The 20,084-nt window shown below is 44.5% G+C and carries 11 protein-coding genes; 8 read left to right on the top strand and 3 right to left on the bottom strand.

Annotated features, from left to right (window positions below; translation table 11 throughout):
• Window positions 1-276 precede the first annotated feature (276 nt).
• Window positions 277-4,593 carry an Rne/Rng family ribonuclease gene (locus RH96_RS00115; protein WP_010195773.1) on the top strand — a complete coding sequence of 1,439 codons (4,317 nt, stop codon included), beginning with the start codon at window positions 277-279 and terminating at the stop codon, window positions 4,591-4,593.
• Between the two features lie 171 nt (window positions 4,594-4,764).
• On the opposite strand, the gene RH96_RS00120 is transcribed toward RH96_RS00115, so the two are convergent.
• Entirely contained in the window at window positions 4,765-5,694 is a 930-nt protein-coding gene (locus tag RH96_RS00120; RefSeq protein WP_010195774.1) for a DUF808 domain-containing protein, read from the bottom strand.
• A 385-nt stretch (window positions 5,695-6,079) separates the two neighbouring features.
• Here RH96_RS00120 and RH96_RS00125 point away from each other — a divergent pair, with 385 nt between their 5' ends.
• From RH96_RS00125 to RH96_RS00145, 5 genes are all read left to right on the top strand, one after another.
• The gene (locus RH96_RS00125) at window positions 6,080-6,877 is read left to right on the top strand and encodes a DsbC family protein (protein ID WP_010195775.1); all 798 of its coding nucleotides are present in this window, start codon (window positions 6,080-6,082) and stop codon (window positions 6,875-6,877) included.
• 269 nt (window positions 6,878-7,146) lie between these two features.
• Window positions 7,147-8,505: a homoserine dehydrogenase gene (locus tag RH96_RS00130; protein ID WP_010195777.1), complete on the top strand. Its 1,359-nt coding sequence runs from the start codon at window positions 7,147-7,149 to the stop codon at window positions 8,503-8,505.
• A 113-nt stretch (window positions 8,506-8,618) separates the two neighbouring features.
• A complete protein-coding gene (locus tag RH96_RS00135) occupies window positions 8,619-9,800 on the top strand; it encodes a thiolase family protein (protein ID WP_010195778.1) in 1,182 nt (393 codons plus the stop codon).
• Window positions 9,801-10,233: 433 nt separating this feature from the next.
• Complete coding sequence (locus RH96_RS00140; RefSeq protein WP_010195780.1) at window positions 10,234-11,082, top strand: DUF2382 domain-containing protein; 849 nt, start codon at window positions 10,234-10,236, stop codon at window positions 11,080-11,082.
• A gap of 417 nt (window positions 11,083-11,499) precedes the next feature.
• Complete coding sequence (locus tag RH96_RS00145; protein ID WP_010195787.1) at window positions 11,500-12,129, top strand: YsnF/AvaK domain-containing protein; 630 nt, start codon at window positions 11,500-11,502, stop codon at window positions 12,127-12,129.
• 302 nt (window positions 12,130-12,431) lie between these two features.
• On the opposite strand, the gene RH96_RS00150 is transcribed toward RH96_RS00145, so the two are convergent.
• Window positions 12,432-12,965, bottom strand: a complete 534-nt coding sequence (locus RH96_RS00150; protein ID WP_010195788.1) for a hypothetical protein — start codon at window positions 12,963-12,965, stop codon at window positions 12,432-12,434.
• Window positions 12,966-13,208: 243 nt separating this feature from the next.
• Window positions 13,209-16,010 (bottom strand): preprotein translocase subunit SecA, encoded by a 2,802-nt coding sequence (secA, locus tag RH96_RS00155; RefSeq protein WP_010195789.1) that lies wholly within the window; start codon window positions 16,008-16,010, stop codon window positions 13,209-13,211.
• Between the two features lie 406 nt (window positions 16,011-16,416).
• On the opposite strand from secA, the gene mutS reads away from it, so the two are divergent.
• The gene (gene mutS / locus RH96_RS00160) at window positions 16,417-19,530 is read left to right on the top strand and encodes a DNA mismatch repair protein MutS (protein ID WP_010195790.1); all 3,114 of its coding nucleotides are present in this window, start codon (window positions 16,417-16,419) and stop codon (window positions 19,528-19,530) included.
• A gap of 102 nt (window positions 19,531-19,632) precedes the next feature.
• Complete coding sequence (fdxA, locus tag RH96_RS00165; protein ID WP_010195798.1) at window positions 19,633-19,956, top strand: ferredoxin FdxA; 324 nt, start codon at window positions 19,633-19,635, stop codon at window positions 19,954-19,956.
• Window positions 19,957-20,084 lie beyond the last annotated feature (128 nt).

Genomic DNA, 20,084 nt, shown 5'->3' on the forward strand with positions numbered 1-20,084 from the left:
GCCTCTTAATGCTCCATTTTATTTATCCAACTTTATCTGAGCACGACGCTCCTCTCACATCTGGTATTTTTAGCTGATATCAATATTAGCGTCACTTGATACTACTACCTTCTTGCTTTGGTTGTTTTTATATTGATCGCTGTCCAATTGACAGTCTGAATACATCGTGAATGTGGCTTGCTATATAAAGTCATTTAACGTAAAAGTTTATCATTCAGAGTTTTCCAATATAATAGCCCTTCTTGTCGTTGTCCTGTGTACTCATAGGATAATAGTATGAAACGTATTCTGATCAACGCCACTCAAAACGAAGAAATTCGTGTCGCCTTATGTAAAGGCAATCATCTTTACGATTTCGATTTAGAAAACCGTACCCGCGAACAAAAAAAATCTAACATTTATAAAGGCCACGTCACTCGTGTCGAGCCATCGCTTGAAGCCGTGTTTGTCGAATATGGCTCACAGCGCCAAGGGTTTTTGCCGATTCGTGAGATTTCTGCTGAATATCTAAGCGGCAATCCTCGTGACGAAAACATCAAAAAATTGATCAAAGAAGGCGATGAGCTGATCGTCCAAGTCGAGAAAGAGGAACGCGGCAATAAAGGCGCTGCCCTATCGACTTACGTATCATTGGCTGGACGCTATCTAGTATTGATGCCCAACAACCCTCGTGGTGGCGGTATCTCTCGTCAAATCTCTGGTAAATTACGCGAAGATATGAAGCGTATGCTGGGCAGTTTGGATTTGCCAAAAGGCATGAGCGTCATCATTCGTACTGCTGGTATCGGCAAAACCCAAGAAGACTTACAACATGATTTGAACCATCTGCTCAATATCTGGCAAGCCATCCAAGAACAAAACCAAAAATATCCATCACCGCGCTTAGTCCATCAAGAAGCAGGCGTCGTTACACGCGCCGTGCGTGATTATCTGCGTGATGATATTGCTGAGATTTGGATCGATAACGAAAATGCTTATATCGAAGCGGCAGGTTTTATCGATGCGGTCATGCCAAAACAAGCGGAAAAACTGCGCAAATACACCGATTACGAGCCGATGTTTTCGCGCTTTAATATCGAAAAACAAATCGAAACCGCTTATCAGCGCGAAGTTCGTCTGCCATCAGGTGGTTCGATCGTTATTGACCAAACTGAAGCATTGGTCTCTATCGATATCAACTCAGCTAAGTCAACCAAAGGCTCAGATGTCGCCGAGACCGCTTATCATACCAATTTAGAAGCAGCAGACGAGATTGCCCGTCAACTGCGCTTGCGTGATATGGGCGGCTTGATCGTCATTGACTTCATCGACATGAACGACAATAAGCACCAAAAAGAGGTTGAAAAACGTCTGGTTGATGCTACTAAATATGACCGTGCCCGCGTTCAATTTGGCGATATTTCTAAATTTGGTTTGATGGAAATGAGCCGTCAGCGTCTGCGTCCGTCATTAGAAGAGTCGACCGGTTATATCTGCCCACGCTGTCATGGCAATGGCATGATTCGTGACTTGCGCTCGTTGTCGCTATCCATCATGCGTCAGATCGAACAAATTGCGCTAAAAGAGCGTCAAGGTGAAGTGCAAGCAGAAGTACCGACAGATATCGCAGCATTTTTATTGAATGAAAAACGTGATGCCTTAGTATATCTTGAGCAAGACAGTGGTACGCGTATCACCATCTTGCCACACGCACATTTAGAATCGCCAAACTTTAAACTGCACTTCAACCGTGACGGTTTTGCCCCTTCAAGCTACGAGCGTATCACTGATACTGCCCAAGAACACAGTGATCTTGGCTATAATGTTGATTGGCAAACGGCTGAAAAGGAACGTCCCGAACAGCAGCCTACCCGCCAGCCTCGTCAAACAAGAGATAGCAGCGCTACGAACCAAGCAACTAGCCCTGCAACTACTGCACCACAGAATACTGCTGAGCAGCAGAGCAGCACTGTCAATCATAGCAATGACCGCCGTAATAATACGAGCACTAATAACGCTTCATCGACGCACGCGCCACAAGATAATAAAGCGGCGAACGTCGCTGTTGCAGCACCTGCCGCTGCCATAACGACTCCGTCTCCTAGTGTCGCAACGACTGCCCAACCACAAGCTGTTGCTTGGTTGTCCAATCTATTTGCGCAAGCCCCGCAGGCACAAACAACCAATAGCATCAGTAGTCGTGATGCGGCTGAAGCCATCGAAGCCCTGGTGAATAATGGTGCGCAAAGCTTAGGCTCTTTTGGACAAGTGGATAGCAGTGCGCTGACTGGCAATGCTCAGAATCCATCGCAAACGACTCAACAAGACAATAGTCAAAAAAGTGACAACCAAGCGCCGAATAATAATGCTAACCGTCAACAAGCACGTCGCAACACGGACGGTGATACTGACGACAACAGTGCTGAGGATAGAAGAAGACGTAAGCCACGCAAATCGAGATCTTCTAAGCCGCATCAAAGAAAAGAGCCGCGTGACGACACAAGCAGTGATAACGTAGCCAACAGTAGTGCCGATAGCAGCGCCGCCAATAGCACTGATGACAAATCAGCTGACACCCAAGACAAACGTCAGCAGGATAATAGACGCACAAGTGATCGCAACCGTAATAATCGTCAAGACAACAGCCGTAATAGTAATAACAACGGACATAACGATAGCAACCGCGACGATGCTGAGCAAAAAGACAGCAACACGGCAGATGAGCAAACCCGCACTAAGCGTAAGTCAAACACTCAGCGTAGTTCACGCGGCAAGCTTGAGCGCGGCGAGACATTAACAGCTGATAATGCTAAACAAAATACTCAGAAAACGACTACCAGTGCTAACAAAAACCAAGCGAGCACACGCCGTAATCAAGATCCTAACGAAGTGGTGCTACAGGTCAATGAAGCAACCAATGAGCTTAAGAAACCAGAAGTGGTTCACTTATCTCTGGATGATAGTAAGCCTACACAGGTCACTCATCAATCTGCTGAAAAACCAAGCTCGGCGCGTGACACTACGAAAGATGAAGCTACAAAAGAACGTAGAGAAGACAGTGCAACTCAGCAGAACGATACTAAAGAGAGTACTAACCAGCAAAACAGTGCTGTGGAAAGTACTGACAAGCATGGCACTAATGAGCACGGTACGAATCAGCACGGTACTAGTCAGAAAAGTACTCAGGTAAAAATCACTGCAGAAAAAAGTACTGATATAAAAGATAACACTCAACAGGACAATGAGCCTGTTAGTGATACGCAAAAAAGCAGTACACAAGCAAATACTGCCGAAAGCACTGATGCAGAAGTGAGCACTACGGCAGATCCGGCGCAACAGGCTGCACCTACAGACGACCGTAAAGCCGATGACAAAACAGCGTCTAAAAGCAATAGTGACAGTCAAGCTGATAGTCAGAAGCCAGTAACTACTGAGGCAGCTAACGTAGCAACCGCACCAAGCGCGCAAAAAACTGACGATGACAACGCGACTACGGCCGCGACGGATACTAGCAGCCCTAGTAACTCAGCACTTGAGCTGACACATGACGCATTGTTTGCCAAACGCTACGTGACAGCTAAGAAGTTCGGGCAAGCGAGCAATGACCCGCGTGTCGTTCGTAGTCAGCAAGCGCAATCTGCTGAGCAGCCTCAAGCAACTGAGCAAGCAGTAGCAAGCGCACCAACCATTCGTGGTTCAGTTGGTGATTTTGTTCGTAAGGCATTAACGGATGCAGAAAGTCGTTTAAAAAGTGATGGCGTCATTAGCTGCTTTATTGCTGCTATTGAAGCACATACGCAGAAAGCTCAAACGGCTAGCAATGACACTAACGTTGAAGGCGATTCAAGCGAAAACAAAGGCGACGACAATGACTTTGCCACTCGTCGCTTTGACTTTAGCAACTACGGCTATCAGCCTTTAGCAGCGGATTACCTTGCTCGCTTTGAAGCAATGACGCAAGCGGTCAGTCAGTTTGCAGCGGCACAAGGCAAAACAGCCGTTGAGCCACGCGCTATTGGCAAACGTGCCAGCAACGATCCACGCGGTCAACATCCTGATTATCAGGAACCAGCTGTACTCACTATCCCTGATGAGCAAGCAGCGGAACCAACCGTTTCTGCTAGCGAGCCAGTCACTGAGTCTGAGCAAATCAGTAATGACGTTGATGCGCACAAAGTAGAAGCGACAGCCTTAGCCAATCAAACGCAAGCAGATGATGTTAGCGCTGATAGCGAGCAACTGCTAGAGGCAGAACAAGCGTTAAAGGAAACAAGCGTTGAAAGTCCTGACACCAAGAGCAATGATGTTGAAGAGGTTGAGGTGAAAGGTACTGAGGTGAAAGGTAGTGCTGAGGCTGAACTTGAGCAAACTGAGCAGCCTATAGTAGAGCAATCAACGAAAGAAGAAATTCAGGCGGCCAAGTCAAAAACGACGATAGCCAGTTATAAAAACATGATTGAGAATGTAGCAGAGCAACTACTGCCACAAACTGGCATGTTTAATTTAACCACGCCCAAAGTACCAAAAGCACGCAGTCGTAAGCCAAAGACTGACCATAAAAAGCCGACGCAAGCTGAAAAGCTAGAGTCTGATGAGTCAGACAGCGAAAGCTAATCGTAGAGCTTCAACGTAAAAGCCCCAAAGTTGTCAGCAACATTGGGGCTTTTTTATGTTAGATACTGCTTGGAGCAAGCTATACATTAGTATGATCAGCGAGGTTGACGCTGTAGTGATTTTATAGTGGGCAATCTATACCATATTCCAATCATATTCAGTTCAACACCTTTAATGCGCAGAAGATGCGTCTTTATCCTTACCGCGTATTTTGCCAATGATCGTAATAATCGCGACCATGACCACCCCTACTACTAAGCCAACTAGACCATTTAATAGCGTCGTTGTCACACTTTCGAACATTCCAGTCAAATGCGCCAAGTTTTCGACGCCATGATGTAAAAAGTCGATACCGTGTACCAAGATACCGCCACCTACTAAGAACATCGCCAGCGTCCCAGCGATAGATAAAAATTTCATCAGCTTAGGTGCCGCCGATACTAAAAATGTGCCCACCTTCTGCTTAATATTGCCCGATTGCTTCATCAGATGTAGACCAACATCATCCATTCTGACAATCCCAGCCACCAAGCCATAAACCCCAACGGTAATCGCTATCGCAAGAATGGAGAGTACCAAGCTTTTTTCTAGCAAGCTCGCCCCTGCGGCTGAGCCTAAGGCAATGACAATAATCTCAGCAGACAGAATAAAATCCGTCCGAATAGCACCTTTGATTTTTTCTTTTTCAAAAGCGACTAGGTCGACGGTTTCATCTGCATTGGCTTGCCTACGAGCATTTTGTTCCTCGTCATGTGGTAAGACATGCGGCCAAAACTTATGGATGACTTTTTCAGCACCTTCATAAGCCAAAAATAGACCACCACACATCAGTAAAAACGTGACCAAAGGCGGATAAATAGTACTGATTAATAACGCTGCGGGTACTAAAATGAGCTTATTGATGAATGAGCCTTTGGCGACCGCCCAAACCACAGGTAACTCACGACTGGCTTTGACACCTGTTACCTGCTCAGCATTAAGGGCTAAGTCATCACCTAGCACACCAGCGGTTTTTTTTGCGGCCACTTTGGTCATGACCGAAACGTCATCGAGTATTACACTGATATCATCAAGTAGGGTTAATAAACTTGCACCTGCCATACGCGTTCCTTAGCGTGAATTCGCTTAAATTAGTAAATGTTGCAAAATGACGTTAATGTCGTCATAAAAGTGATTATAAGCAATAGATTACCTAGACATAAGGCGATATTAAATAGTAAAAATGTATTTTATTTTGCAAGGTTTAGCCGCTATCGATGCATTGTATTTACGAGTGGCATAAAAAACAGCCTTTAGAGATTATTAAAAAAAATATGTTAATATAACCTATATTATTACTTATCCTTTATGAACAATACATGCTATAAAACCAGTCAACGTTGCCCTTCTTATCATGCGACTTACTCGTCATGATGGGTCAGAGAATACAAAAAATCCTTTTATTATGAACCCTTGATTAGGCGTGACTGCCTAAAGGAAATACCCTATGTCCTTCTCTCCTTTTTCTAAAGCCATACCAACTGCCGATAAATTTTCACGTAACCCTTTGTCTCGGGTCATTATGGGTGCCTTATTAGTCATCGTCGCGGCTGGCTGCTCAAACAATAGTGCGGATGCCACCAATAGCAATGCCAGTGTGGTCACAGCGCTCCAAGCCAACTTAAACGCTTCTGGCATTGAAGAAAAAATCGTCTCAGCTGTGCCGACAGATATGGATGGTATTTATTGGGTGACTGCTGAAGGACTGCCTGCTTTCTTTACTGATAAATCTGGTAAACACATTATTCAAGGGCAGATTATCGCTGTGGGTGACGCGGCTCCAGTTGATATCAGTGCGGCACTAGTCGCTAGTACCGCGCAAGAAGCGCTAAAAGCCGTCGATAAAAAAGAGATGGTGATTTATCCAGCAAAAGGCACGACCAAAGCCGTTGTCTATGCCTTTACCGATGCAGACTGTGGCTACTGTCGCAAATTACACTCAGAGATGGATGACATCAATGCGCGCGGTATCGAAGTGCGTTATCTAGCATGGCCACGCGGTCAAGAGTCAGTGCCAAAAATGGAAGCTATTTGGTGTAGTCAAGATCGCAAAGCTGCCATGAATCAGGCAAAAATGGGCACCAATGTACAAGCGCCTAGCTGTGCCAATCCTGTACAAGCGCATATGGCTTTAGGGTCAAGGCTTGGGGTACGTGGTACACCTGCTATCTTTACTGAAGCAGGAGAGCAAGTGGGTGGCTATCTACCAGCCGCAGAATTGGCTCAAGCAGTCGGTGCTATTTAATCGATCGCCATATTATATTTTTGATATTGTTGACCCCAGCGACATTGAGTAGACGTCACAAGCGCTTGTCGGTATGATACGATAAAGCGCGATGCAAAATTAGTATCACCCTTTTATCTAAGCATTTTTTATTCAACTATAATGAAGTATGTAGACGAAACAGCGATAAAAAAATGCGCACAACAGCCTTTAGGTTTAGTACTGTAAGCTCATTTGTCACTGTTATCGCGTTATACTCGCTTCATTATATTTAACCTCTTGAGGATACTGTGAGTAATTCCATCAAACTAGCGATACTTGGTCTGGGCACCGTCGGAACGGGCGTGATCAATCTAATCCATGACAATTTAGAAGAGCTAAAACGCCGTAGCGGACGCGATATTATTATTACCGAAGTTGGTACGCGTCGTCAGCGTGATGATATTGATTCAAATATCACGCAAAACAGTGACTTGATGGCAATTGCGGCAAGCGACAATGTCGATATCGTTATCGAAGTGATTGGTGGTACTACCCTAGCCAAAGACGTTATCATGCATGCTATCAAAAATGGCAAACATGTGGTCACGGCAAACAAGGCTCTACTCGCTGAACACGGTAATGAGATCTTTGCATTCGCTGAAAAAAACAACGTCCATGTCGCTTATGAAGCGGCGGTGGCAGGCGGTATTCCGATTATTAAGGTGATGCGTGAGGCGCTTGCTGCTAATAAGATTGATTGGCTCGCAGGTATCATCAACGGTACTGGTAACTTTATCATGACCGAAATGCGTGACAAAGGTCGCCCATTTGCTGAGGTATTGAGCGAAGCGCAAGAGTTAGGTTATGCAGAGGCTGACCCTACTTTTGATGTTGAAGGTATTGATGCTGCTCATAAACTGGCACTACTTGCCTCAATCGCGTTTGGTATTCCGCTACAGTTTGATAAAGTTTACTGTGAAGGTATCACTGGCATTACCCTGCAAGACGTCAACTATGCCGAAGAGCTTGGTTACCGTATCAAGCATTTAGGGTTTGCCGTACGCCGTGATGGTCAAGGCAATGCTGATGATGCTGGTGTTGAATTGCGCGTACACCCGACGCTTATCCCACAAGACGCGTTACTTGCCAACGTCAATGGCGTAAAAAATGCGGTGCTGGTTAACTCACATCCACTTGGACAAACGCTGTATTGTGGTGATGGTGCAGGCGCGGGTGCAACCGCTTCTGCGGTGATGGCTGACGTCATGGACTTGGTCCGTGTCCTAGGCAATACTGACTGTGACGATCAAGGCAACAGCAATCAAAACAACCACGGCCACCACGTGCCGCATCTTGCGTTTATTCCTGAACAGCTGTCAGACACACCGATATTGCGTGCTGAGCAGATGATCACTGGATACTACTTACGGGTACATGCTTATGACAGTCCGGGCGTGTTGGCAGACATCACTCGCATCCTAAGCGATGCGGGTATCAATATCGATGCAATTTTGCAAAAACCTGCGCACAAGGTTGGTCAAGTACCTGTCATTATATTGACGCTACCTGTGGTCGAGAGCCAAATGAATCTTGCTATCGAAAAAATTGAAAAGTTAGATACCATTACTGATAAAGTAGTACGCATTCGCTTAGATGAGCTAGCGTAAATAAAATACTTAATCAACCAGACCTTTAGTAATACAAACAATAGCTAGCTGATCAGCGTCTGGTTTTTTGAGTAAAGACTTTTAATTAAAACATGCAACAAGGAATAATAACGATGTCAAATGATGCAATTGTAATTTTAAACGGCGCACGTACACCAATGGGCGGCTTCCAAGGCGTACTAAAAGACATGAGCGCCACCGATCTTGGTGCTGCTGCAATCAAAGCCGCTGTCGAACGTTCTGGCGTTAGCGCTGATAACATTGATGAAGTTATCATGGGTTGTATCTTGACCGCAGGTTTGGGTCAAGGCCCTGCCCGTCAAGCGATGCGTAAAGCAGGATTGTCTGATGCGACTGGTGCTGTGACTATCAATAAGCTTTGCGGCTCAGGTCTAAAAGCGGTTATGCAAGCACATGACGGTATCAAAGCTGGCAGCTTCAATGTCGCTGTTGCCGGTGGTATGGAGTCAATGACCAATGCGCCTTACCTCATGCCAGGGTCACGTGGCGGCTACCGTATGGGTCATAAAGAAGTCAAAGACCATATGTTCCTAGACGGTCTAGAGGATGCTGAAACGGGTAAGCTAATGGGCATGTTCGCTCAAGAAATGGCGGACGAAAAAGGCTATACCCGTGAGCAGATGGATGAGTTTGCTATCGAATCGCTGAATCGCGCCCTAACGGCTATCAAAGATGGTCACTTCGCAGACGAGATCGAAGCAGTTACCTTTAAAACGCGTAAAGGCGAGCAAACGGTCGATACTGATGAGCAACCAGCACTTGCAAACGCTGATCGCATCCCGACTTTGCGTCCAGCATTTGCTAAAGATGGTACGATTACGGCAGCAAATGCCAGCTCAATCTCTGATGGTGCTGCTGCTGTCGTAGTCATGAAAGAGTCGCAAGCGAAGGCCGAAGGTCTTGATTACCAAGCCCGTATCGTGGCGACTGCTTCAAACTCGCGTCACCCAAGTGAATTCACCATCGCGCCGATCGGTGCAATCGAAAAAGTGTTGACGGGTGCTGGCTGGTCAGTGGCAGATGTCGACCTATGGGAAATCAACGAAGCATTTGCGATGGTCACTATGGCTGCTATGGACGAGCTAAAAATCGACCATGCTAAAGTAAACGTTGAAGGCGGTGCTTGTGCCCTGGGTCATCCAGTAGGTTGTTCAGGTGCACGTATTCTAGTTACACTTATCAACTCTCTCAAGCGTACTGGCGGCAAAAAAGGTGTTGCGACACTATGTATCGGTGGCGGTGAAGCTGTTGCCGTTGCTATCGAACTGCCTTAAACACCAACAGTATTAGAATGTAGTTCTTTAGATAGCATTTAAAACTTAATTTCTTTATTATTTAATCTTTATTTATTATTCAAAAACCGCATTGCCCACTGCTCTGCGGTTTTTTTGTGTCTATTGAACTAAAAAAAGCCTCAAACATTACTCTGTGTTAAAGCACGTTAATTTGTACCCCCATCTGTGTTATGTCACTTACAGCCTATTACATGCAATTACTTCAAGCGCACACTTTGCTACCTTGCTTATATATCTCATCCAAAATCATGATGTTAGGATAGCTACAAGTTGATGCAGAAGCTACTTAACGAAACTAGCCAGACAGTCTGTTTTTAGTAGAACGTTTTTAATAGAACAATAAACGTTTTATGGAAATTTAGCTTTATAAAAATAACCATTAATAATTTACTCATATAAAAGGAAGATAATAATGAGCCAACTAATTCGTTTAAAAGATATTCAAGCTACCCACCGTGATCTTATTGGTGATGACTACTATGATCCAACAGGCAAAGTAGCTTATGGCGTCAATGAAGAAAAAATCGGTAAAATTGAAGGCGCTCTAGTAGAAGATACGACCGGTCGCATTCGTTATTTAATCGTTGATGTAGGTGGTTGGTTTAGCTCAAAAGAAGTATTAGTGCCAGCAGGTTTGGCGCGTATCGTTGGTGATGACGTATTCTTTGATAGCTTGACACAGGCGCAAGTTGAAGCAATGGACATCTATGATCACGACTATCAGTATAGTTACAAAGAGCAATATGAAAAAGACCGTCAATCATTCGTTGCTGATAGCGTACCAACAGAAGAGCGTATGGAAATTGCTGAGCATAACTACGAAGCTCCAAACACGCTAGAGCTGCTAGAAGAACGTCTAACCGTGAACAAAGACCGTATCGTCGCTGGTTTGGTAAAAGTTGGTAAGCATGTCGTTACTGAAGAACGCAACGTCGATGTTGAGCTAGAAGAAGAACACGCTAATATTGAACGTACTAATGTCGATCGCCCTACTGATCGTCATATCGGTGACGTGAATGGTAATGAGAGTATCGAAGTTGAGCTATCAGCAGAACGTGCTCGCGTCGGCAAAGAAACCTACGTTTCAGAAGAAGTGAACGTCGGTAAAACGACTGAACGTCATACTGAAACCATCGTTGAGACCATTCAACGCGAAGAGTTAGACATTGATCGTGATGGTAATGTGGTTGACCGTGAAGGCAATGTTGTCGATCGCGACGGTATCACCGCTGAAGATGTGCGCCGCGCTCGTGGTATGTAATACGTTAAAGACAGTCGCTGGTTATTGCAAATTAGATAAGCAAACAAGCATGCAGCAAGTGACCGTTGTTAGCAACTGAGTATTTTACTTAGTCTATAAAGGCCAGAGCTCGTCTCTGGTCTTTTTTTATGCTAGATGCTATTTTTTCTAACTTGGTGTACTTTATAATAAGTCCTATAGTCAGTTTAATATAAAAAAGATACGACTAATAAATCATCCAATTGATACAAATTTTCTCGCTTGCTGTGTGCTTTGCATTCCAAAGACTTCGATAAAATTATCCCACCGGCACTGTTTTTTGAAGTGAATCGACTATATGATGACGTTAACCGTCATTGGTAAAATTGATGTTTTATAATAAAAAACTTTCAACAATGCATCTTTGAAATCTATTTACTAATAACAAGGAAGACTAAAATGATAGCGAATAATGATAATGACCGTTTAAACCAATCAGTGAATACTGAGAAAACGCTAGCAACTGACACAAATATGCCTATTGCTGAACATGGTGTTGAGACTAAACAAAGTGGTGAAAACGAACTTACTGCTTTGAACCAAAGAGGAAATGGCGGGCGTTTGGAATTATTAGAAGAACGCCCTGTCATCAACAAAGAACGCTTAGATGTAGGCAAAGTAACTGTCACTAAGCACTCTCGAACCAAGACGATTCAAGTGCCGATTGAGTTAATAGAAGAATATATTACCGTCCGTACTGAGTATCATGATGCCGAAAGTCAGGATTTGCTGTCGGGTAATTACGATGATAAAGACATACTGCGCCATGTTGAGCCATCACTTGATAGCAGAGCAGTTATCACTATCAATGACAAGCAGGTCGAAATCGGTGATGAGCCCGTAGAAATCATCTTATCGCGTCAAGTGGCGACCATCACCAAAGATACCTATGTCATTCAAGAAGTTGACGTCAACAAAAGCACGCATACGCATACTGACCGTATTGAAGTCGAGCTCAAGCATGAAGAGCTAGAGGTAATAGAAGAAGGATTTTTGGAGCATGAGCGCACACCTACTCATAAAAAATAGACAGCTTTTTTGAATAACTCAAAAATCAGATATAAAAAAAGCAACGACAACGTTGCTTTTTTCTTGATAGCTTACTGATAGCATTCATAAAAATGAAAGTATAGTCGGTTCAATATAATTTGGATACAAGGAAGGCAAGTGAAAGTACTACAAATAGTAGACTAAGCGAGCCTGACACCGTATCTGATTTATAAAGGACTGACTATAGCAAGGAAAACGAATGAAAGTACTACCTACTGTAGACTAGACGAGTTTGACGAAGCTAGGGCGTGTCCTCATTTTGCTTTTTGGATTTGGTATTATTATGATGTTTTCTTACATTCATAAGTGCTCACATTAGCCGCATCCGCACCTGCTGTTCGCATCACACCGGTTTCGCGCGCTTCATGTGCCACACGCCACTGAACAAAACCTGCTTCTCCATCCATACCAGTCGCGGCCTCAAATACTTCAGGATTGCTAGCATCATTGGTTTTCATCAAGGTTGTCGTTCCTTGAGCGGTAGCAAGGACCACTTGGTTATCAGCATCTTTATAAGTCGCTTCAACTTGTAGTTCAGGGGCACACAAATAATTTATTTGTGTCACACCACCATTCACTGAGGCAACCGTATCGTTCTCTACCTGACTGGCTGACGCATCTGTAGGGGCGACGATCACATCATTAGGTTCGGCAGGGTCAGCAGACATAGGCACAGATTGCTCCGTACTTATATCATCTTCTAGGCTTTGTTCAGGCTCTTGCTTTTGCTGACAGGCACCAACGGTTAGCGCGCCAGCCAATAAAGCTGTCATCGCAACAGAGGTACGCAACTGTTTTAATCGTTCTAAACTCATAATACTCTCCCAAATAGATATGCTAAACACTATAGCGTGTCCATAAATTCACGCCTATGCTGAATTTGTAAGTAATCAATACAAAGTGTCTGGGAATTTCATAAGCGCATGCTTTGAGCATAAAAGTACAGTTTAACCATAGAAAGACGGTCTAACGAATATAAGAAAGCCCCTATCTGAATTAGATAAAGGCTTTCTTATTAGTTTATCAGTCTATAAACACGAGATTATGGCAACTAATGACTAGATTTTGCCATGGCACTGTTTATACTTAAGTCCTGAACCACAAGGACAAGGTGCATTACGGCTGATGTTCATACCAGCGTATGGATTAGGCTCATTAGCATGACCACCATTACCAGCCACAGCAGCACTCATGCCAGCTGCCGCAACACCGCCACCAATGCTCCGGTTCTGTGGTTGTGGTTGACCAGCTGGACTGTTCGAGCTACTATCCAAATTATCCACATCATCATGCTCGAATTGCATGCGCATATGCGCAGCATTCTCACGCTGCTGAATCTCTAACGCTTCTAATTCTTCTTTGGTTGGAATATGCACACGTGATAAATCTTGTACGGTCTCTGATTTAATCGCCCCTAGCATCATTTGGAACAACTCAAATGATTCACGCTTATATTCTTGCTCAGGGTTTTTTTGCGCATAACCACGCAGATGAATGCCTTTACGCAGCTGATCCATTTGCGTCAGATGTTCTTTCCAATGTTTATCTAGGCTCTGGAGCATAAAGTGACGCTCAAGCTGGGCAGCATCTTTTTCACCCATCTGCTCACGGCGACCATGATAATGATCCAGTGCTGTCTGAATGATTTTGGCGCGTAGCCCTTCTTCATCCAAGCGGCGATCTTCATCTAGCCAATCATTAATAGGCATTGATATCTTAAATTCATCTTCCAGCTCATCTTCTAGACTGTCAACATTCCATTGGTCATCGATAGAGCCTGGCGGGATAAATTGGCTGATCATGGCGTTATAGACTTCATGATGCATGATTTCAATGGCTTCTAACAAATCCATATCTGCTAGCAAATCATCACGCTGACCGTAGATGACTTTACGCTGCTCATTGGCAACATCATCATATTTGAGCAAGTTTTTACGCGCATCAAAATCGCGGCTTTCTACTTTGCCTTGGGCGTTTTCAATTGATTTTGAGACCATTTTATGCTCAATGGCTTCGTCTTCTTTGAGACCCATGGCACGCATCATATTTACGACACGATCGCCTGCGAAGATACGCATCAAATCATCTTCGAGCGATAAAAAGAAACGTGACATACCAGGGTCACCTTGACGACCAGCACGACCACGTAGCTGATTATCAATACGGCGCGATTCATGACGCTCAGAACCAATGATATGCAAACCACCCGCGGCAACGACTTGGTCATGCCTAACTTGCCATTCCGCTTTGAGGCGCTTCATCTCTTCTGGGCTGACAGAGTCAATGTCTTCGATAAACGACTGCCAGTTACCACCAAGAATAATATCTGTACCACGACCCGCCATGTTGGTGGCAATCGTGACAGACTTTGGGCTACCCGCTTGCGCGATAATTTCTGCTTCACGCTCATGCTGCTTAGCGTTTAGAACGTTGTGCTTGACGCCTTCTTCATCGAGTAGATAAGACAACTCTTCACTGGCTTCAATCGTCGCGGTACCCACCAAGACTGGCGCACCTTTGGCTTGAATCTCTTTGATTTCGCGGATGATGCCTTTGTATTTTCCTAACTTGGTTAAGAAAATTTGGTCATCCATATCGATACGCGCAATTGGCTCGTGCGTTGGGATAACGATGACATCTAAGTCATAGGTTGACTTAAATTCTGCCGCTTCAGTATCAGCCGTACCCGTCATACCGGATAGCTTTTCATACAGACGGAAGTAGTTCTGGAATGTCGTTGTTGCAAGTGTTTGGTTTTCTGCTTGAATTTCAGCATTTTCTTTGGCTTCTACCGCTTGATGCAGACCTTCTGACCAGCGACGACCAGGCATGGTACGACCAGTATTTTCATCAACGATGACCACTTCGCCTTCATCAACGATGTAATGAACGTTTTTGACAAACACATGATGAGCACGAATGGCAGCTTGTACGTGAGCCAACAATGGCAACCGGCTCGGGCTATATAAACTTTCATTTTCGCCAAGCTCGCCCACTTCAATTAAGAAGCGCTCAATTTTTTCATAGCCTTTTTCGCTAATCTCGATTTGACGATTCTTTTCATCAATCCAAAAATCTTCTTCTTCGTTGTTCTTGTTGGCTTCTTCGTCCTTTGAACGGATTAGCACAGGAATAATGGTATTAATCAACGCGTACATACGTGAAGAATCTTCGGCTTGACCCGAGATAATCAGCGGCGTACGAGCTTCATCAATTAAGATAGAGTCAATCTCATCGATAATACAGAAGTTTAATGAGCGTTGCTTTTTCTCGCCTAAACTAAACACCATGTTATCGCGTAGATAATCAAAGCCGTATTCGTTATTGGTACCGTAAGTGATATCGGCTTGATAAGCATCAATCTTTTCTTGTGGCGGTTGCTGCGAATAAATGACCCCAACCGTCATGCCCAAAAAGCTAAATAATGGACGGTTCAATTCCGCATCACGCGCTGCCAAATAATCGTTGACCGTGACCAGATGCACGCCTTTGCCACTGATGCCATTTAGATACATGGCCAAGGTACCCATTAAGGTTTTACCCTCACCGGTTTTCATCTCAGCGATTTTACCTTCGTGCAAGGTGATACCACCGATTAGCTGCACATCGTAGTGGCGCATGCCATTGACCCGTAGTGACGCTTCACGGCAGACGGCAAACGCTTCTGGTAACAATGCATCTAAGCTCTCACCTTTTTGATGGCGGGCTTTAAACTCTTCGGTTTTTTGCTGTAATTGCTCATCAGACAGGGCTTGTATTTCAGCTTCTCGTGCGTTGATCTTGCTGACCACTTTGCGCATGCGCTTTAGTTCGCGGTCGTTTTTAGTGCCAACGACACTGCCTATAATCTTTGATAACATAATTTTTTGACCTATGGAAATATTCGATAATTAGTGCGCATTAGCTAAGGTTTAGTGTGCTGCCTTGTCATCCTTGTCATCACCCGACTAAGTAACGCTTAACAAAGCACTGATTAACAAAGCACTCATGAATAAGATACTGCCTGATAACATGTCGCCTAATGAAGTATCGCCCAACTAAGTGTGCCGTCATTATATATGGTTATGACGCTGATGGATACAAGGGCAGCGAGCAGATATTTGCCGACGTAAAAATGGCGCAGGACGTGTTAAAATAGCGCTTATACCTTTAAGCTACTTAGCTTTTGAACGCCTCGTTCAAAGCCATAGTTTGATGACTATTCATTCTTATAACCATATCATTTCACCCATCGTAAACTCATCTAAGAACCACAAGAGACCGTGCATGACTGTCAAACCAATCGCTCAAAGCCCTCATTCACCTGAACCGTTAGTCATAGGTGACGCCGTTTACCATTTGGCAGACCATACGCCGATGATGGTGCAATATCTAACCATGAAAGCCAATTATCCACAAGCGCTACTGCTGTACCGCATGGGTGATTTTTATGAGTTATTTTTCGATGATGCCAAGCGCGCGGCACAAATACTTGATATCACGCTCACTCGCCGTGGTACGGACAAAGTAGGCAACACGATTGCGATGGCAGGCGTACCGTTTCATGCGGCTGACAGCTATATGGCAAGGCTGATTGCGGCTGGGCAGACAGTCGTCGTCTGTGAGCAAATCGACGAATCAACCACTGGCAATGCGAGTAATAAATCCAATACACCTACGATGGGTGATAAGCAGAAAAAAGATAAAAGCAAATCGACCGCTGGCAGTATTATGCGTCGTGAAGTGGTCAAAACTCTGACGGCAGGTACGATTACCGATGATGCATTAATTGCGCCAAACCATACCCCTACTGTGGTCGCCATTGATATTGCTATGCCTAAATTGAATAGCAATCAGCCACTACAAGCTGCCATTAGCCAAATGGATTTAGCTGCTGGCACGTTGACCACACAAAGCCTGACAGCGGATAAAAATGATATCGAAGGCTTACAAACCCAAATGCTCACGGTGCTCGCACGCTTCGCGCCCAGTGAATGTATCATTAGCGAAGTACTCAGCGATAGTATTAGCGGTACTGATGCAGAATGGCTGCTATGGCTACGTCAAAATCTTGACTGCCCTATTATAGAAGTCGCTGCCAATGACTTTCATCCTGAGCATGCCAGCTCGACCTTGTGCCAGCAGTTTGGCGTGCAACGTCTAGATGGTCTAGGAATTAGTGCTGCACCGCTGGCGCAATCTAGCTGTGCTGCGCTTATTCATTATGCTCGGCAAACCCAGCAACGTCATGTGCCACAAGTCAATCAGCTTATCGTCGAGTACAACGATGACTATCTAATCATTGATGCTAATAGTCAGCAAAACCTTGAGCTATTTACGCCTGTCAGCAACAGCGGCACTTCATTGATATCGGTGCTGAACCATTGTCAGACCCCAATGGGTAGACGATTGCTGGTACAGCAGATGAAGCGCCCTTTACGTCAACATTCACGTATCAATATGCGCCTAAATGCGATAACCAGTCTTTTGCAGACAGACAATCAAACTGACGAAAATAAACAGCTTAAGCAAAATTTAGAAAATAATTCATTAGTCAGCAACTTACGCGAGACCCTAAATGCCATTGGCGATGTTGAGCGAATCAGTAGCCGAATCGGTCTGATGAGCGCCAAGCCACGCGACTTACGTAAACTCGCTGATGGTATCGCTAGTAGCGCGCAGATTACTACTCTACTGATAAATTCAGGCATTAGCCATGAGCAGTCAGGACTGTTGCCGATGCTAATGCAGCAATTGCCTGACCAGTTACCTGCGGTACAGTCCGTTGCCGAGCTAATTGAGCGTGCCATTATCGCAGAACCGCCTGCCCATACCCGTGATGGTGGTATGCTTGCGGCTGGCTATGATGAAGAGTTTGATCGCCTAACTCATCTACATGACAATATCCAAACGACATTGGATGAGATGGTAGAGCGTGCACGTCAAGAGAGCCAATTACCCAGTCTAAAGGTAGGCTTTAATAAAGTCAGCGGTTTTTATTTTGAACTCCCAAAAATACAGGCAAAAAATGCACCGGCGCACTTTATCCGTCGGCAAACGCTCAAAAGCAGCGAGCGTTTTATTACTGATGAGCTAAAAGATGTCGAGACCGAGTATCTGAGCGCACAAACCTTAGCATTGACTCGTGAAAAGCAGCTATATAATGAACTGTTAACCATTTTAAGCAGCCATTTAGCTGAACTACAACAGCTGAGCGCTGCGATCGCCCAAATAGATGTGCTTAGCAATTGGGCACAGCTCGCAGTGACTTATAACTGGCAACGCCCAGTGATGAGCAATGACTCAAAAGATGATAGTGGCTTAGAAAGCGGCTTAGAAAACAGTCACTCGAAGAGTGGCTTGAATAATAACAGTCAAACCAGTATCGATATAAAAGCAGGTCGTCATATCGTCGTCGAAGCCGTACTAAATCCAACTAATATTGGAAATCGTACCAATCAAAACAGTCATGCGAAACATACTAGCCAGTTCGTTGCCAATGATTGCGCACTTGGTAGCGCTGGAAACCCTGAACGTCTATTGATGATTACTGGTCCTAATATGGGCGGAAAATCGACCTATATGCGTCAAACGGCTCTTATAGTCCTACTGGCGCATTGCGGTAGCTTTGTCCCAGCAGCGCGTGCTCATATCGGTGATATCGACCGTATCTTTACCCGTATTGGCTCGGCTGATGATTTAGCGGGCGGCAAATCCACCTTTATGGTGGAGATGATTGAAACTGCTAATATTCTCAATCAAGCAACGGATAAATCACTTGTATTAATGGATGAAGTCGGGCGCGGTACGGCGACCACTGACGGTCTGGCAATTGCTCATGCCTGTGTCAATCGCTTGGTCGAGATTGGCTGCCTAACCTTATTTGCCACTCATTATTTTGAGCTGACACAATTGTCAAAGGATGGTGAAGCCAATCATGCTAACATTCGTAATGTCCATGTCGCTGCCAGTGAAGTTGATGGTCAATTGCTACTACTACATCAAATTCGCGAAGGTGCCGCCAGCTCTAGCTTTGGATTGCACGTCGCAAAGATGGCTGGCATTCCTATTCAGGTATTGAATGATGCCAAGCGTTATTTAGTAGATAACTTGAAAATAAATAGCGTAAAAACGGAAAATGAAAAAGTTGTTGTTGATAAAGTTGATGACAAAAATGAATTAGCTAAGTCAGTAAAGGATAAACGCCAGCAGGCTTATAATGCTCATCCTCTAGACCAAGAGGTGAGCCATACTACTCAAACATCAAACACACTCAACAATCCACAGCAAAATCAGCTGTTTAGCTTACAAGATGAACTAAGCGCTATCAACCCTGACAACCTAACACCGAAGCAAGCGCATGACCTTCTCTATCATCTTAAGAAATTCATTAGTCATTAAAGGGAATTGTCAAATAGCCTTAAAGGCGCTAAAATATGTCCTATCCTAATATAAGAATTTTCATCTATTTATTAGCTCAACCAATAACAGGTAGACATCACTATGACCTTTGTCGTTACAGATAACTGCATTCTTTGCAAATACACCGACTGTGTGGAAGTCTGTCCTGTGGACTGCTTTTATGAAGGCCCAAACTTCCTCGTCATCGATCCTGATGAGTGCATCGATTGTGCGTTATGCGAGCCTGAATGTCCGGCCAATGCCATCTTCTCAGAAGATGAAGTACCAAAAGATCAAGAAATGTTCACTCAGCTAAACGAAGAGCTGGCGCAGAAATGGCCAAACATTACTGAGATGAAAGGGCAAATGCCAGAAGCTGAAAAGTGGGATGGCGTGGAAGGTAAGATTCAGTATTTAGAGAAGTAGCTAGTTCCTTAAAAAAGCTCCATGTATTGATACAATAAAAAACCACCTAATAGCCATCAGATAAAAAGGGCTGTCAGGTGGTTTTTATATGAGTTAACTTAAATTGGTGAGTATTGAAAACTGTAAAA

This window comes from Psychrobacter sp. PAMC 21119 (genome assembly GCF_000247495.1).
In the GTDB taxonomy this organism is placed as follows: Bacteria; Pseudomonadota; Gammaproteobacteria; order Pseudomonadales; family Moraxellaceae; genus Psychrobacter; species Psychrobacter glaciei.

Bases quoted from the DNA above. Each gene is read 5' to 3' on its own strand.
- RH96_RS00120 (WP_010195774.1), bottom strand. From the start codon at position 5,694: ATGGCAGGTGCAAGTTTATTAACCCTACTTGATGATATCAGTGTAATA.
- secA (WP_010195789.1), bottom strand. From the start codon at position 16,010: ATGTTATCAAAGATTATAGGCAGTGTCGTTGGCACTAAAAACGACCGC.
- fdxA (WP_010195798.1), top strand. From the start codon at position 19,633: ATGACCTTTGTCGTTACAGATAACTGCATTCTTTGCAAATACACCGAC.
- RH96_RS00125 (WP_010195775.1), top strand. From the start codon at position 6,080: ATGTCCTTCTCTCCTTTTTCTAAAGCCATACCAACTGCCGATAAATTT.
- mutS (WP_010195790.1), top strand. From the start codon at position 16,417: ATGACTGTCAAACCAATCGCTCAAAGCCCTCATTCACCTGAACCGTTA.
- RH96_RS00140 (WP_010195780.1), top strand. From the start codon at position 10,234: ATGAGCCAACTAATTCGTTTAAAAGATATTCAAGCTACCCACCGTGAT.
- RH96_RS00150 (WP_010195788.1), bottom strand. From the start codon at position 12,965: ATGAGTTTAGAACGATTAAAACAGTTGCGTACCTCTGTTGCGATGACA.
- RH96_RS00115 (WP_010195773.1), top strand. From the start codon at position 277: ATGAAACGTATTCTGATCAACGCCACTCAAAACGAAGAAATTCGTGTC.
- RH96_RS00135 (WP_010195778.1), top strand. From the start codon at position 8,619: ATGTCAAATGATGCAATTGTAATTTTAAACGGCGCACGTACACCAATG.
- RH96_RS00145 (WP_010195787.1), top strand. From the start codon at position 11,500: ATGATAGCGAATAATGATAATGACCGTTTAAACCAATCAGTGAATACT.